This is a genomic window from Curtobacterium sp. GC_Cur_3, assembly GCF_026544205.1.
Taxonomy (GTDB): Bacteria; Actinomycetota; Actinomycetes; order Actinomycetales; family Microbacteriaceae; genus Curtobacterium.
This window is the reverse complement of the sequence record NZ_JALNUI010000009.1, coordinates 37,852-51,600: the sequence shown is the minus strand read 5'-3', so window position 1 is coordinate 51,600 and position 13,749 is coordinate 37,852. Positions and strand designations below refer to the sequence as shown.

The 13,749-nt window shown below is 67.0% G+C and carries 12 protein-coding genes; 1 reads left to right on the top strand and 11 read right to left on the bottom strand.

The window, feature by feature from the left end; all coding sequences use genetic code 11:
• Positions 1–60: 60 nt before the first annotated feature.
• From OXR63_RS06465 to OXR63_RS06420, 10 genes are all read right to left on the bottom strand, one after another.
• On the bottom strand, positions 61–588 hold the full coding sequence (locus OXR63_RS06465; RefSeq protein ID WP_267421112.1) for an SIS domain-containing protein: 528 nt from the start codon (positions 586–588) through the stop codon (positions 61–63).
• A complete protein-coding gene (gene gndA, locus OXR63_RS06460; protein ID WP_267421109.1) occupies positions 588–2,057 on the bottom strand; it encodes an NADP-dependent phosphogluconate dehydrogenase in 1,470 nt (489 codons plus the stop codon). The genes OXR63_RS06465 and gndA overlap by 1 nt, the downstream gene beginning before the upstream one ends.
• Positions 2,058–2,138: 81 nt before the next feature.
• A complete protein-coding gene (locus OXR63_RS06455; protein ID WP_267421106.1) occupies positions 2,139–3,161 on the bottom strand; it encodes a zinc-dependent alcohol dehydrogenase in 1,023 nt (340 codons plus the stop codon).
• A gap of 21 nt (positions 3,162–3,182) precedes the next feature.
• Complete coding sequence (locus OXR63_RS06450) at positions 3,183–3,944, bottom strand: SDR family NAD(P)-dependent oxidoreductase (RefSeq protein WP_267421104.1); 762 nt, start codon at positions 3,942–3,944, stop codon at positions 3,183–3,185.
• Positions 3,945–4,021: 77 nt separating this feature from the next.
• Positions 4,022–5,056: an NAD(P)-dependent alcohol dehydrogenase gene (locus tag OXR63_RS06445; protein WP_267421246.1), complete on the bottom strand. Its 1,035-nt coding sequence runs from the start codon at positions 5,054–5,056 to the stop codon at positions 4,022–4,024.
• 752 nt (positions 5,057–5,808) lie between these two features.
• Entirely contained in the window at positions 5,809–7,275 is a 1,467-nt protein-coding gene (xylB, locus tag OXR63_RS06440) for a xylulokinase (RefSeq protein WP_267421103.1), read from the bottom strand.
• Entirely contained in the window at positions 7,272–7,934 is a 663-nt protein-coding gene (locus OXR63_RS06435; RefSeq protein WP_267421102.1) for an SIS domain-containing protein, read from the bottom strand. Before OXR63_RS06435 ends, xylB begins: the two co-directional genes overlap by 4 nt.
• Positions 7,935–8,002: 68 nt before the next feature.
• The gene (locus tag OXR63_RS06430) at positions 8,003–9,082 is read right to left on the bottom strand and encodes a substrate-binding domain-containing protein (protein WP_267421101.1); all 1,080 of its coding nucleotides are present in this window, start codon (positions 9,080–9,082) and stop codon (positions 8,003–8,005) included.
• A gap of 64 nt (positions 9,083–9,146) precedes the next feature.
• Positions 9,147–10,133, bottom strand: coding sequence for an ABC transporter permease (locus OXR63_RS06425; protein ID WP_267421098.1), 987 nt, complete (start codon positions 10,131–10,133; stop codon positions 9,147–9,149).
• Complete coding sequence (locus tag OXR63_RS06420) at positions 10,130–11,743, bottom strand: sugar ABC transporter ATP-binding protein (RefSeq protein ID WP_267421096.1); 1,614 nt, start codon at positions 11,741–11,743, stop codon at positions 10,130–10,132. Before OXR63_RS06420 ends, OXR63_RS06425 begins: the two co-directional genes overlap by 4 nt.
• A 163-nt stretch (positions 11,744–11,906) precedes the next feature.
• Here OXR63_RS06420 and OXR63_RS06415 point away from each other — a divergent pair, with 163 nt between their 5' ends.
• Complete coding sequence (locus OXR63_RS06415; RefSeq protein ID WP_267421094.1) at positions 11,907–12,836, top strand: sugar-binding transcriptional regulator; 930 nt, start codon at positions 11,907–11,909, stop codon at positions 12,834–12,836.
• A gap of 297 nt (positions 12,837–13,133) precedes the next feature.
• On the opposite strand, the gene OXR63_RS06410 is transcribed toward OXR63_RS06415, so the two are convergent.
• Positions 13,134–13,709 (bottom strand): PadR family transcriptional regulator, encoded by a 576-nt coding sequence (locus OXR63_RS06410; protein WP_267421092.1) that lies wholly within the window; start codon positions 13,707–13,709, stop codon positions 13,134–13,136.
• Positions 13,710–13,749: the final 40 nt, after the last annotated feature.

The window sequence follows — 13,749 nt, the reverse complement described above, 5'->3', positions numbered from 1 at the left end:
TCTAGGCAATTTGCTTCCCGGGCGCGACCCGCGCTTGCCCCCGGGAAGCGCGACGGACTCCTACTGCAGATTGGTGTGCCGTTGAGCCATTTCGGCGTAGATGTCCGTGGCGCCGCCACTCAGGTCGAGGACGATCACGTCGAGGAGGATCAACGCAGCTTGCTCGAACATGCTGCCAGCGAATTGTGCCGACGTGATTGGCGCGACCGTAAGGGTTACGTCGGCTGCTCGTGCGAGGGTGCTGGTCGGCGCCTTCGTGATCGCTAGGACGGATGCTCCTTCGTTCTGCGCCTGGCTGGCGAACGCATTACTGATCGGTGTCTCTCCGGACCCGGAGATGATGACCAGGATGTCGCCTTCTCGCACCGGTGGTGCGGTCGGCTCACCGACGGCGTGCGCTGCGAGGCCGAGGTGCATCAGACGCATAGCCGCCATCTGCGCGACCATGCCGCTGCGACCTTGACCGCTGACGAGCACTCTGCTGGGTGCGTCACGGAGGAGGTCGAGGGCCTGGCGGTAAGACCCGTGCTGAACCCCGTCGAGGGTGTCAGACAACTCGCTGAGGACGTCCGTGATCGAGGGCAGCATCACTGGCCTGCCTTGGTCGACGGTTCCTGGTCGACTTCGCGGCGGTCGTCGTCGGACCACAGCGTGTGGAAGGTGCCGTCCTTGTCGATGCGCTGGTAGGTGTGTGCGCCGAAGAAGTCGCGCTGGCCCTGGATCAGCGCGGCGGGGAGCCGCTCGGATGCGAGGGAGTCGAAGTAGGACAGTGCTGAGGAGAACCCGGGTGCGGGGATCCCCGACGCGGCGGCGATCCCGACGATGCGGCGCCAAGCCGCTTCGCCTTCAGCGACGGCGTTCGCGAAGTACGGGTCCACCAGCAGCGACTCGAGCTCCGGGTTCTTGTCGTACGCCTCGACGATGCGGTTGAGGAACTGCGCGCGGATGATGCAGCCACCGCGCCAGATCTTCGCCACGTTGCCGAGGTTGATGTCCCAGCCGTACTCCTTGGCCCCGGCGATGATCAGGTCGAAGCCCTGGGCGTACGCGACCACCTTCGACGCGTAGAGCGCCGCGCGGACGTCGTCCTCGAAGCCGTCGGGGACCTCGGCGATGTCGGGCCGGTCCGGGAACGCCTGCTGCACGGCGGCACGCTGCGACGGCTTCGACGACACCGCGCGGGCGAACACCGCTTCGCCGATGCCGGAGACCGGGATGCCGAGACCGACCGCGTTCTGCACGGTCCACACGCCGGTGCCCTTGGAGCCCGCTTCGTCGCGGATGACGTCGACGAGCGGCTTGCCCGAGTCGGCGTCGCGCTGCTTCAGGACCTCGACGGTGATCTCGATGAGGTAGGACTCGAGGTCGCCGCCGTTCCACTCCTGGAACACCTTGACCAGGTCCTCGACGGAGAGCCCCCCGACGCGGCGGAGCAGGTCGTAGGACTCGGCGATGAGCTGCATGTCGGCGTACTCGATGCCGTTGTGCACCATCTTCACGAAGTGCCCGGCGCCGTCGGTGCCGATGTGGGTCACGCAGGGCTCGCCCTCGGCGACCGCCGCGATCGACTTCAGGATCGGCCCGAGGGTCTCCCAGGCTTCCTTGGAGCCGCCGGGCATGATCGACGGCCCCTTGAGCGCGCCCTCTTCACCACCGGAGATGCCCGTGCCGACGAAGTTGAGACCCTTCTCGCGCAGGTCGTGCTCACGCCGGATCGTGTCGTGGAAGTTGGCGTTGCCGCCGTCGACGATGATGTCACCGGGTTCGAACTTCTCGGCGAGCTGGGAGATGACCGCGTCGGTGCCCTTGCCGGCCTGCACCATGATGATCGCCGTGCGCGGCTTCGAGAGCGAGGCGACGAAGCCGTCGATGTCCTCGGACGCGATGAAGCCGGCGTCGCCGTGCTCCTTGATGAGTTCTTCGGTGCGGGCGTAGGTGCGGTTGTACACCGCGACCGTGTTGCCCTCACGCGACGCGAGGTTGCGTGCGAGATTCGAACCCATCACGGCGAGGCCGACCACGCCGATGTTGGCGGTGGGGGTAGGTGTGGTGCTCATACTGTTTCGCTCTTTCGTCAGAGAGCGGGGCGCACCGGAGTGCGCCCCGCTCTGAGGAGGTGTTGCGGGTGGGGAGCTTGGTCAGCTGACGGTGACGAGGACCTTGACCTGTTCCGGGTCGTCGGAGGTGTGGAACGCTTCGGCGGCCTGGTCGAGTGGGAATGTCGCGGTGACGACTTCCTCCAGGGGGAACGGCTTGCGGCGCAGGAGGGCGATGGCATGGTCGACGTCTTCGCGGACGTACATGAGGTTGCCGGTGATGCTGAGCTCGCGGTCCTGAACTAGATCGAGGTCGACCTTCGTGGGCCCGGCCGGGACACCGATGGTCATCAGCGCGCCGCCCTTGTCGAGCACCTCGATGGCAAGGTGCACCGTTGACTCCCGGGACACGCAATCGAACACGACGTGAGCACGGCCCTGCAGGGCAGCGACAGCCTGGTCGGCTGCGTCCTCAGCGGTCGGGTCGAAGGATCCGTGCGCGCCGAGACGTTCCGCTCGGGCACGCTTGCTGTCGAGGAGGTCAGCGACGACGACGCGTTCGGCTCCCGCCTCGAGGGCGGCGATGGTGACGAACAGGCCGATGGGGCCGGCGCCGACGACGACGACCCGCTTGCCGGTGAGGTCTCCGGCGCGGCGCACCGCGTGGACGGGGGTGGCAAGCGGTTCCACGAGCGCCGCCCAGGTGTCGTCGAGGTCGTCCGGGAGGGGGATCACCCGGTCGGCGGGGATGATGAACCGGTCGGTGAGGCCACCGGGTGTCTGGCAGCCGAACACGTCGAGCTTGGCGCAGATGTTGTAGCGGCCGGCCTTGCACTGGTCACAGACACCGCAAGCGAGGTTCGGTTCGATGACGACACGCTTGCCGACGATGTCGTCGGAGACGCCGTCGCCGACCGCTTCGGCGACGCCGACAACCTCGTGGCCGGGCCAGAACGGCAGCGACATGAAGGGGTGGCGGCCGTGAGCGGCGTGGATGTCGGAGCCGCAGATCCCGACGACAGTGCTGCGGACTTGGATCTCGCCGGCGCTGACCTCGGGAGCGGGGACGGTTTCGACTTCGATGTCGTCGAAGGAGTTGACGACGACGCGACGGATGTCGGTCATGATGTTCCCTTCTTGTCGTCGTTAGACGGCGGTGTATCCACCGTCAGCGACGAGCACTGAACCGGTGATGAATGATGCTGCGTTGCTGGCGAGGAAGACCACGCTCGGTGCGATCTCTTCCGGGAGGGCGAACCGCTGCTGCGGGGCGTCGTCGATCCAGTACCGCTTGAAGTCCTCACGGTCCACCGGAGCCATCTCGGTCTTCACGTAGCCAGGTGCGAGAGCGTTGACGCGGATCCCGTACTTCGCCCACTCGACGGCGAGGGACTTCGTCAGGTGGTGCACGGCGGCCTTGGAAGCGTTGTACGCCGGCTGCCACTGGGGGCGGTTGACGATGATGCCGGACATGCTGCCGATGTTGACGATGGACCCGGAGCCGGCGTCGCGCATGTGCGCGCCGACTGCGATGGTCGCCTTCCAGAGGGCTCGGACGTTGAGGTTGAACACGTCGCTCCACTCGTCGTCAGTGACGGCGAATGCTTCGTTGTGGTAGCAGGTGCCGGCGTTGTTGACGAGGATGTCGATCTTGCCGAACGCGGCGAGGGCTTCCTCGGTCATGCGGGTTACCTGCGCGTCGTCGGTGATGTCGGCGGTGATGGTGACGAACTCGTAGCCGGCTTCGGCGGCCTCCGCGGCGACCTGCTCGTTGCGTTCGGCGGAACGGCCGACGATGGCGACGCGTGCGCCAGCTTCGGCGAGTCCGAACGCGAACGACTTGCCGAGGCCCTGGTTGCCGCCGGTGACGATGGCGGTCTGGCCCTGCAGGCTGAATGGGGAGGTCATGTGATGCCTTTCGATGCGTGCGGTCCGTGCGGCGTTGCGGTGCGGACCAGGTTCGAGGTGAGGAGGTTGGGGGTGGGTTACTTCGTCGGGTAGACGATGGACTTGAGGCTGTCCGGGTCGAGGTCGCTGTCGAGGGCTTCGGCGACGTGGTCGAGGTCGAAGCGTCCGGTGACGAGGGAGTCGAGGTCGATCTGGCCGGTGGCGACGAGGTGGATGCCGGCCGGCCAGGTGTCGGTGTAGCGGAAGATACCGGTGACGATGATCTCGAGGTTCTGGATGTGCTCGACGGGCAACGTCATCTCGGAGTTGCCGAGGCCGACGAGGACGGCGCGGCCAGCAGGTCCGACGGCCTTGATACCGGAGAACACGGCCCGCGGGGCACCGCTGGCGTCGATGAACGCGTCGACGGAGAGACCGGCGGTGGCGACATCGGTGGCTGCGGGGTCGATAACCGCCGTCGCCCCGTACTTCAGGGCGCGTTCACGGCGTTCGGGAACGAGGTCGCTGACGATGATCTCCGCAGCACCGAATGCGCGGGCGGTCTGTGCGCAGATGATGCCGATCGGGCCGGCGCCGGCGATGAGGACACGGGATCCGGGGACGATGCCGGCCTTACGCATCGTGGTGATGGCGACGGAGAGCGGTTCGAGGAGCGCGGCGGCTTCGTCGGAGATGCTGTCCGGGACGGGGTGTGCGAACTCGGCCTGGATGGTGACGTACCCGGTGAACGCGCCGTCGATCGGCGGGGTGGCGTAGAACTCCATGTTCGGGCAGAGGTTGTACCGGCCGGCGAGGCACTGACGGCAGCGGTGGCAGGGGCGCTGCGGTTCGATGGCGACACGCTCACCGACACGGGTCTGGTCGATGCCCGCGCCGACGGCGACGATGCTGCCGGAGAGTTCATGGCCGAGGACGAGGGGCCCGTCGACGACGAAGTCGCCGATACGGCCGTGCCGGTAGTAGTGCACGTCGGATCCGCAGACGCCGACGGCGGCGACCTCGACGAGGACCTCGTCCGCGGCGGGCTGCGGCACGGCGCGTTCCTCGATGGCGAGTTCCTTCGCACCGGTGAGGACGCTGGTACGAGAAGTAGACGGGATCGTGGTGCTCATGGGAGGAACTCCTGTTCTGTGGTTCGGATGGGATGCGCTTGTCGTGGTCGTGGATAGCAGTGCACGGCCTGACACGACGACGGAGGCGCCCGCTTCGACGCATAGGTGTGCGAGCTCGGAGGTAATGCCACCGTCGGCGCCGACAGGCATGCTTCGTGCCAGGTCGGCGATCACCTGCAGGCGGTCGGGGGCGGCGGCGTCGACGCTACCGGGGCGGATGAACATGACGAGGGCACCGTCGACACCGTCGGGGAGGGTATTGCCGTCGTCGCCGGGCACGATCTCAGCCCACACGTCGGCGCCGGATGCGCGAACGCGGGCCCATGCTGCCGGTTCGATGTTCAGCAGTGCTGGGCTGGCGCAGACTCGTTCGGCGCGGATGACGGCGGAGACCGCCAACGTGTCGAGGAGCGCGCGGCGGACACGGCGTGCGGACTGTTCGTAACCGTCGGCGGCGGCGTCGGCACGTTCGAGGACGATGATGTGCACGTCGACGCGGGCGTCGGGTGCTTCGGTGCGGACGTTGAGCAGGTCCTCGAGGGTGACGCCGACCTGGTCGCCGTCGGGATCGATGATGACGTCGAGGTGGATGGCGACGTCAGCGTCGGCGAGGACGTGCGCTGCCTGCATGCGCAGTTCCGGTGCGACGGCGTAGAGGCTGCCGGCGAGTGCGTTCGGGACGGCGGCGTGCCATCCAGCGACGGTGACGGTGTCGTCCGCGGGTGCGTCGGCCACCGCGGGGAGCTGGGCGGTCATCGGCGGTCCAATGCAGTCAGCCCAGCGACCGTGCCGTAGTCGTTTTCCGGCGTCCGGTCGACGGTCCGCGGTTCGGCGGCGATGCGGGTCGTCGGCGTCCACGCCGTTCGGGTGTCGGCGACGGTGGTGCCGGCGGCGACAGCTGCGGCTTGCACGGCGGCGCCGCGGGCGGTTGCTTCGTCGACATCGGCGACATGCACCGGCCGCTGCAGGGCGTCGGCGAGCAGCTGCGTGTACGCGGCGGAGCGGGAGCCGCCGCCGACGGCAAGGATGGTGCCGTCAGTAGCGACCTGCATCCGTTCCAGGTTCCGCTGACCGGAGACGAGGCCAAGGATGACGCCTTCGAACGCGGCACGCGCGATCTCTTCACGGCTGGTACTCGTCGTGATGCCGGTGAGGGTGCCGGTGGCGTTCGGACGGTCGGGGGTGCGCTCACCGTCGAGGAACGCGGCGAGGACCGGGCCGGTGCGATCCGTTGGCGCTGCGAGCGCGAGGCGAGCGAGTTCGGTGTGGTCCGCGCCGAGGATGCGAGCGAACGTGTCGGTGACTTTCGCAGCGTTCAAGGTGGAGCACAGGGGCATGAAGCCGTCGGTCATGTCGGCGACGCCGTCGACCGCACCGTCGTAGTCGTGTACGGCGGTACGGCTGAGTGCGGAGACAACGCCGGAGGTGCCGAAGGAGTAGACGACGTCGCCGGGGACGATTCCTAGGCCGAGGGCTGCGGCGTGCTGGTCGCCGCCGCCCGCACCGACAACGACGGCGCCGGTGAGGCCGAGCTCGCTTAGTACGTCGGGGAGGACGGTACCGGCAGCGTCGTCAGGACCGAGGACGGTGGGGAGTTGCGGCGACCAGTCGCGGTGGTCGTCGATGGCGGCGAGGAAATCGGGGAGGTACGTGTTGGTGTTCGCGTTGAAGTAGCCGGTGCCGGATGCTTCTGACCGGTCGGTGATCTTCGCGCCGGTGAGCCGGAACGTCAGGTAGTCGTGCGGCAGCAGGAAGGTGCGTGCCTGAGCGAAGTTCTCGGGCTCATGGTGTGCGAGCCAGGCGACCTTGCTGATGGTGAACGCTGCGGTCGGCAGCGTCCCAACGGCTTCGACGATGCGTCGGTCGCCGAGCTGCTGCCGGAGGTCCTGCAGTTCCGGGGTCGACGTCGTGTCGTTCCACAGCTTCGCTGGTCGAATGACACGGTCGTGCGCGTCGAGGGCGACGAGACCATGGCATTGCGCGGCAACGGAGATAGCGCGAATCGCTCCGGGGGCAGCGCCACTGACCTGCAGTGCTTGCCGGAAGGCGGCGACGAACGCGTCCCACCAGGCGTTCGGGTCCTGCTCACTCGTCGGCGGGAACACCGGCGGGTGCGGAGCGGATCCACCGGCGACGAAGGCGCCGGTCTCTGGGTCGCGGAGTTCGACCTTGCAGGACTGTGTCGACGAGTCGACACCGGCGACAAGGGTCCGAGTCATCGGGTGACTCCGTTCTCGAGCGTGAGCTCATCAGGGAAAGTGGTCTGCTGGCCGACGGTGCCGCCAGGGTGGATGTTGACGACTTCACTCCAACTGTGGTCGCGAAGACGCATCAGCGTCGATGCGAGCGCGTCACCCCAAGCGCCGGCGACGAGGGTGGAGCCCATGGCGATCAGTTCACCCGGGTCGGCAGTCGACGGTTGTGTGCTGATCGAAGCAACGTGGGCGGCTGCTGCTGCGAATGGCGAGTCGGGGGTTTCGGTGACGGCGAGGACGGTGATGCCGCGTTCACCGAGGCGGCGGACGAGTTGGTTGAGCTCTTCGGAGCGTCCGCCTTTGGAGAAGGCGATGACGTAATCGTCGGCAGTGACCGCGCCGAGGCTGCCGTGGAGTGCGTCGAGGCACGGCAGGTAGAACGCGGGCGTTCCGGATACGGAGAGCAGGTGTGCGAGGCGGTACGCGACGGCGCCGGAGGTACCGGAACCGGTGGTGATGACCTTGCCGGTGACGGCGAGCACGTCGAGGACGACTTGCACGAACGATGCGTCGAGCTGGGCCGCGAGGGACGTCAGCGCGTCCGCTTCGCGCTGCACGCTGATCTGTGCGGCGGCGAGGATCGCGTCGGTTGGGAGCTGGGTGGGGCTGGTGGTGTCAGTCATCGCGTGTGCCTTGGTTGCAGGTGGGTGTCGGGGCCGAGCCAGGGTGTGCCTCGGCCCCGACGGGACAGCTACTTCTTCTGTCCGGGCAGACCCTCGTAGGCGATGTCACCGGTCTTGAGGTTGCTGTTGATCAGCTTCGTCAGGTCCTTCAGGAACGCGGGACGTTCGGAGACGACGTGCTTGATCGCGTCGTCGACGTTGTCCTTCGTGATGGCCGGCATCGTGTAGATCGGGTTCTTCGCGTCATCGGTGGTGGCTTCGCCGCGGGCGACCTGGGCGGCGACGGCGAGTCCGGTGGCGAGCTCGACGGTGCCGTTCTGCAGAGAGGTACCGATGAAGGTGCCGTTCTTCACCGCGTTGAGGCCGTCCTCGATGCCGTCGATGCCGACGATCGGCTTCGACATGTTCGCTTCCTTCAGTGCCTGGAGCGCACCGAGACCCATGTCGTCGTTCTGCGAGATGACGCCGTCGATCTTGTCGCCGAACGCGGAGATCCAGTTCTTGGTCTTGTTGACCGCCTCGGACCGGTTCCAGTTCGCGGTGTCCTTGGCGAGGACCTTCACGTCCGGGTACTTCTTGAGGACCTGGTCGATGCCCTTGCCGCGGTTGATCTCACCGGAGCCGCCGAGGGGACCCTGGAGGATGACGACGTTGCCCTTCCCGCCGAGCTTGTCCATCATCATCTGCGCTTCCTGCGCACCGGCGGCGACGTCATCGGGCTGCACGCTGGCGCTGACGTCCTTGTTGTTCAGGGTGGCGTTGACGTCGAGGATCGGGATCTTCGCCGCCTTCGCCTCGGCGACCTGCGGCTGGAGTGTGTCGGCCTGGACGGGGACGACGATGATGGCGTCGACGCCGGCGTTGACGTACTGGTCGACCTGGTCGGCCTGGGTGCTGACGTCATTGTTGGCGGAGTTCCACTTGACGGTGATGTCGTTCTCCGCGGCGTACTTGTCGATGCCTTCCTTGCCTTCGGTGATGAAGGAGGACATGTCGTAGACGCTGATACCGACCGTGATCGGCTTCTTGCCGCTGCTGCTGTCCTGGTTGGCACTCGGGTCGCCTGCGCCGCAGCCGGCGAGGGCGCCGACGGCGATGAGGGCGACACCGATGCTGGTGATGCGCGCGAAACCCTTGGTGATCTTCATTGATGCTCTCCGTGTACGGGGGTGGTGGAGCCGCGGTTGCGGCAGGGCTGTGGTGCGGACGGTGTCAGGCGCGCCGTTTGGCGGCCCAGACGTCAACGGCGACGGCCGCGACGATGAGGATCCCCTTGATCACGTCCTGCCAATAGGCGGGGACGGTGAGGATGTCCAGACCGTTGTTGAGGGTCTGGATGAGCAGGAGGCCGAGGGCGGTACCCCAGATGGTGCCGCGGCCGCCGAGGAGGCTGGCGCCGCCGATGACGACGGCGGCAATCGCGTCGAGTTCGTATCCCTGGCCGAGGGTCGGGGACCCGGTGATGACGCGGGAGGCGAGCATCAGGCCGGACAGGCCGGCGAGGGCGCCGCTGATGGCGTAGACGCTGAACAGGACACGGCCGGTCTTGATGCCGGCGATCTGCGCGGCGAGCGGGTTACCGCCGACGGCGTAGATGCGCAGGCCGAACGCGGTGCGGCGCATCACGATGCCGAGGCCGACGATCCCGACGATCATCAGGATGACCGGGATGGTCAGGCCGAGGAATCGAGTGTTGGCGATGGCGCCGAAGCCGGCGGGGAGGCCGTTGATGGGCGCGCCGCCGCCGACGACGTATGCGGCACCGGATGCGAGGGTGAGCATGCCGAGTGTGGCGATGAAGGGTGGCACCTTGATCACCGACACGACGAACCCGTTGATGGAGCCGGCGGCCAGGCCGACGAGGACGGAGACGATGACGGCGATCCAGATCTGGTCGGGGAAGGTCTTCGCGGCGAGGGCTCCGGTCATGGAGCTCAGCGCGATGACGCTGCCGACGGAGAGGTCGATACCGCCGGTGAGGATGACGAGGGTTTGGCCGATGGCGATGAGCGCGAACGGTGCGGCGGCGATAAGGATCGTGATGCCGTTGTCGAGGGTCGCGAATCGGGCGCTGCGGTATGCGAAGAAGCACATGACCAGCAGGAGGACAATGACCATCGCGTAGCGGATGGCGATGTGCCGGATGAGCTTGGCGTCGATCCGCCTCCGGCCGGTCGGGGTGAGGGCTTCGGTGGTCATCGTGCAGTTTCCTTCTCGGTGGAGGTGGGGATGCCGGTTGTCGGGGTGGCGCTCAGGCCGCTGGCGAGGCGGAAGATGCGGTCCTGGACGTCGTGAGCGGCGAGTTCGGTGGCGTCGAGCGTGCCGGTGATGCGGCCTTCGCGAAGGACGAGCGCGCGGTGGGAGAGGCTGAGGATCTCCGGCATGTCGCTGGAGGCCATGATCACGGCCATGCCCTTCGCGGCGAGTTCGGTGATGATGCGGTAGATCTCGCTGCGTGCGCCGACGTCGACGCCGCGGGTGGGTTCGTCGAGCAGGAGCACGTCGACGGTCCCGGTCAGCCAGCGGGCGAAGACGACTTTCTGCTGGTTGCCGCCGGAGAGGGTCTCCATGCTCTGCCCGAGACCACGGCTGCGAAGCCGCACAGAGTCGGTCGCTTCGGAGACGGCGGCTCGACGGGCGCCCTGTCGGAGCCACCCGGCGGCGGTGAAGGACTTCAGGCGGGGGAGGCTGCCGTTGTCGAGAATGTCCATGGACAGCACCCCGCCGGCGCCCTTGCGATCCTCGGGGACGAGGGCGATGTTCGCCCCGATGGACGCGTAGGGGTCGTTGCGTTTCAGCGGCTTGCCGTCGACGGTGATGGTGCCGGCCGTGGTGCGGCGAACACCGAAGATGCCCTCGATGAGTTCGGTGCGCCCCGCGCCGACAAGGCCGGCGAGTCCGATGATCTCGCCGCGGCGGACAGAGATGCTGACCGGTTCCGGCGCACCTTCGACGTGAAGGTCGTGGATGTCGAGGACGACGTCGTCGGAGTGGTCGGGACGGTCCGGGAAGAGATCCTCCAGTTCGCGGCCGATCATCGCGGTGACGATGTCGTCGTCGGAGACGGCGCTCATTGCTTCGTCGAGGACGAGGCCGCCGTCGCGGAGGACGACCACGTGGTCGGCGACGGCGCGCATCTCTTCCATCTTGTGCGTGGTGAACAGCAACGCGACGCCCTGATCGCGGAGCGCCCGCATGACGTCGAGCAGCTGCTGCACTTCGCGTTCGGCGATGGCGCTGGACGGTTCGTCGAGGAGGATCGCTCGGGCTCCCGTGTTGGTCGCCTTGATGATCTCGATGATCTGGCGAATACCGACGGGGAGGGTGCCCATCTTGCGGGTCGGGTCGAACTGCAGGCCGAACTGCTGTAGGTCCTTCCGCGCTTCCTCGATCATCGCCTTTCGACGCAGGCCGAACGGCCCCTTAAGTTCGCGGCCGATGAAGATGTTTTCGTAGACAGTCAGGTCCAGCAGTGACGCGAGTTCCTGCGGGACGATCGCGACGCCGAGCCGGTTCGCCGACTGGGTGCTACCGGAGGTGAGGAGTTCACCGCGGACACGCACGTCGCCGGCGTCGGCTCGGTACTGGCCCGAGGCGATCTTCATCAGCGTGGACTTCCCCGCGCCATTCTCACCGGCCAGCGCGGTGATGGTGCCGGGCTGCAGCTGCAGCGAGACCCCCTTGAGGACAGGGATGCCGGAGAACGCCTTCTTGATGCCGGTGCACTCGAGCACTACCGGCTGCGCCTCGGTCGACAGCGTCTCCGTGGCGTTGCCGCCGGGCTGCTGATCGATGATGCGATCACTCATCTCTCACTCTCTTCCTGCGAGGAGCAACGGCGCTTCCTCGCGCATCGGCACTGTCGGCGGCCGGTGAAGAGAAGGTAACAGGGGCAATCATATGTGCGCCAATAGCGCTCATATGAGCGACCCTGTAGGATGGGTGACGTACAGGACGCGAAGGAGCCGCACCATGGGACCTGACGAACTTGTCCGGCTGAGCCTCGCCGCGAGCCGCTACTACCGCGACGGAAAGAGCCGCGTCGAGATCGCGGACGAACTCGGCATCTCCCGCTTCAAGGTCGCTCGAATGCTCGAAAAGGCTCAAGAGGTGGGCATCGTCCGCATCGAGATCGACACCCCCACAGCAGTGGACCTGGAGCTCTCCGCCGGGCTTCGCTCGAAGTTCGGACTCAACCGCGCGTTCGCGGTCGCCACGCCTAGCGACAGCTCAGAGGTTGTGCAAGACGCGCTCGGACGGGTTGCGGCGGACTTGCTGCAAGAGATCGTGACGTCGGACGACTTACTCGGACTCACTGCCGGCCGCACGTTGGATGCCATGACCCGGCACCTGACGCGGCTGCCGTACTGCGACGTGGTCGCGCTTGGTGGTGTCGCCGGTCCTGTGGAGGAGCACGGTGTGGAGATTATCCGCCGCGTAGGGCAAGTCTCCGGCGGCCGGACCTACCCCATCTTCGCGCCGCTCTTTGTTGCCAGCGCCGACGCGGCTCGAGCACTTCGCAGTGACCGCGGTATCGCCGACGCGTACGCACGGTTCACCAGAGTCACCATCGGCGTCGTCGCGGTCGGCAGCTGGAACCCTCCGGCATCGCAACTCTTTGACGCCGCCAACGAAGCTGGTATCGCACAGGCGCTCATCGCGGAAGGCGCTGTCGGGGAGGTCGGTGCGACGCTCTTCGACCGCCACGGACGCATCATCTCCTCTATTGACGACCGCTCGATGGCGATCACTGCCGAGCAACTCCGGGCGATCCCAGAAGTGATCGCAGTCGCCGGCGGAGAAGCGAAGACCGACGCCGTGGGAGCGGCCATTGAATCCGGGCTGGTGAAGTCCCTTGTTACGGACGTCCACCTGGCCCGATGTCTGATGGAGCGGGACTAGGCTGACGAGATCCGGCCTGGGGGCCGCTCGCCTTCGGTGGTGCAACGCGCCCCCTAGGAAGGCACATACAGCTTCCCGGCTCGCGTGGCTCTGCTGGTGGAGGATGCGTGCCGAGCGCGGAGGTGCTCGCTCACCCGGCCGAGGAGGCGGGCGAGTTGCTCGGCGTCGTCATCGCTGACGTTGCGAACAGGGGACCGTTGAGCGTGACGATGTGTCCGGGGAAGACCGCCGCCCGTATCCGTGATAGCGACCATGTTGCTGCGCTCGTCGTCGGGCGAGGGAGAGCGGGGGAGCCGTTCACTTGCCGAAATCGTAGCTACCGGTCGTAAGGCGCTCGATGAGCGCTTCGACGTAGGCGCGTTCCCCGTCGATGCGGCTGGCGGCAAGACGGATGAACTCGGTCGAATGCACAGGCTTGTCCGGATCGATGGACACGTTCGTCTCGTCCTGACGGAAGGCGTTGAGCTGTTCTTTGAGGCCGGACGCGCGGTCTCGGAGCGCCATGATGACTTGGTTCCGAGGGAGGTCGACGAGGAAGCAGAGCGCAGCCATAAACGGGGCGGGGCGGTACGGGTCGATGTCTTGGAGTGCCGTCCCCAAGAGCTGGGTGAAGGCGATGTCACCCTCGGAGGTGAGCGCGTACTTGGCGCTGGTCTTGTAGGCGCGAGAGCCCTTCTCGGCCGCTTCCGTGTCGAGGGCGACGAGGCCTTCCTTGTCGAGAGTGCGAAGTGCACCGTAGATGGATCCGGGGTTGACGCTGGCCCAGTCCTGGACCCCCCAGCCGGTGAGTTCGCGCATGATCGCGTACCCGCTGGCGGGCTGTTCTTGTCGGACGGCGCCGAGCACGAGGAGACGGGTCGGGTCGATGCTCATACTCGATGCTCCCATGTAGCGGCTTTGCCCCTCTCGCAGG

Coding starts and splice junctions, on each gene's coding strand:
- OXR63_RS06410 (WP_267421092.1), bottom strand. CDS start 13,709: ATGAGCATCGACCCGACCCGTCTCCTCGTGCTCGGCGCCGTCCGACAA.
- OXR63_RS06435 (WP_267421102.1), bottom strand. CDS start 7,934: ATGACTGACACCACCAGCCCCACCCAGCTCCCAACCGACGCGATCCTC.
- OXR63_RS06450 (WP_267421104.1), bottom strand. CDS start 3,944: ATGACCTCCCCATTCAGCCTGCAGGGCCAGACCGCCATCGTCACCGGC.
- OXR63_RS06445 (WP_267421246.1), bottom strand. CDS start 5,056: ATGAGCACCACGATCCCGTCTACTTCTCGTACCAGCGTCCTCACCGGT.
- gndA (WP_267421109.1), bottom strand. CDS start 2,057: ATGAGCACCACACCTACCCCCACCGCCAACATCGGCGTGGTCGGCCTC.
- OXR63_RS06465 (WP_267421112.1), bottom strand. CDS start 588: ATGCTGCCCTCGATCACGGACGTCCTCAGCGAGTTGTCTGACACCCTC.
- xylB (WP_267421103.1), bottom strand. CDS start 7,275: ATGACTCGGACCCTTGTCGCCGGTGTCGACTCGTCGACACAGTCCTGC.
- OXR63_RS06455 (WP_267421106.1), bottom strand. CDS start 3,161: ATGACCGACATCCGTCGCGTCGTCGTCAACTCCTTCGACGACATCGAA.
- OXR63_RS06420 (WP_267421096.1), bottom strand. CDS start 11,743: ATGAGTGATCGCATCATCGATCAGCAGCCCGGCGGCAACGCCACGGAG.
- OXR63_RS06415 (WP_267421094.1), top strand. CDS start 11,907: ATGGGACCTGACGAACTTGTCCGGCTGAGCCTCGCCGCGAGCCGCTAC.
- OXR63_RS06425 (WP_267421098.1), bottom strand. CDS start 10,133: ATGACCACCGAAGCCCTCACCCCGACCGGCCGGAGGCGGATCGACGCC.
- OXR63_RS06430 (WP_267421101.1), bottom strand. CDS start 9,082: ATGAAGATCACCAAGGGTTTCGCGCGCATCACCAGCATCGGTGTCGCC.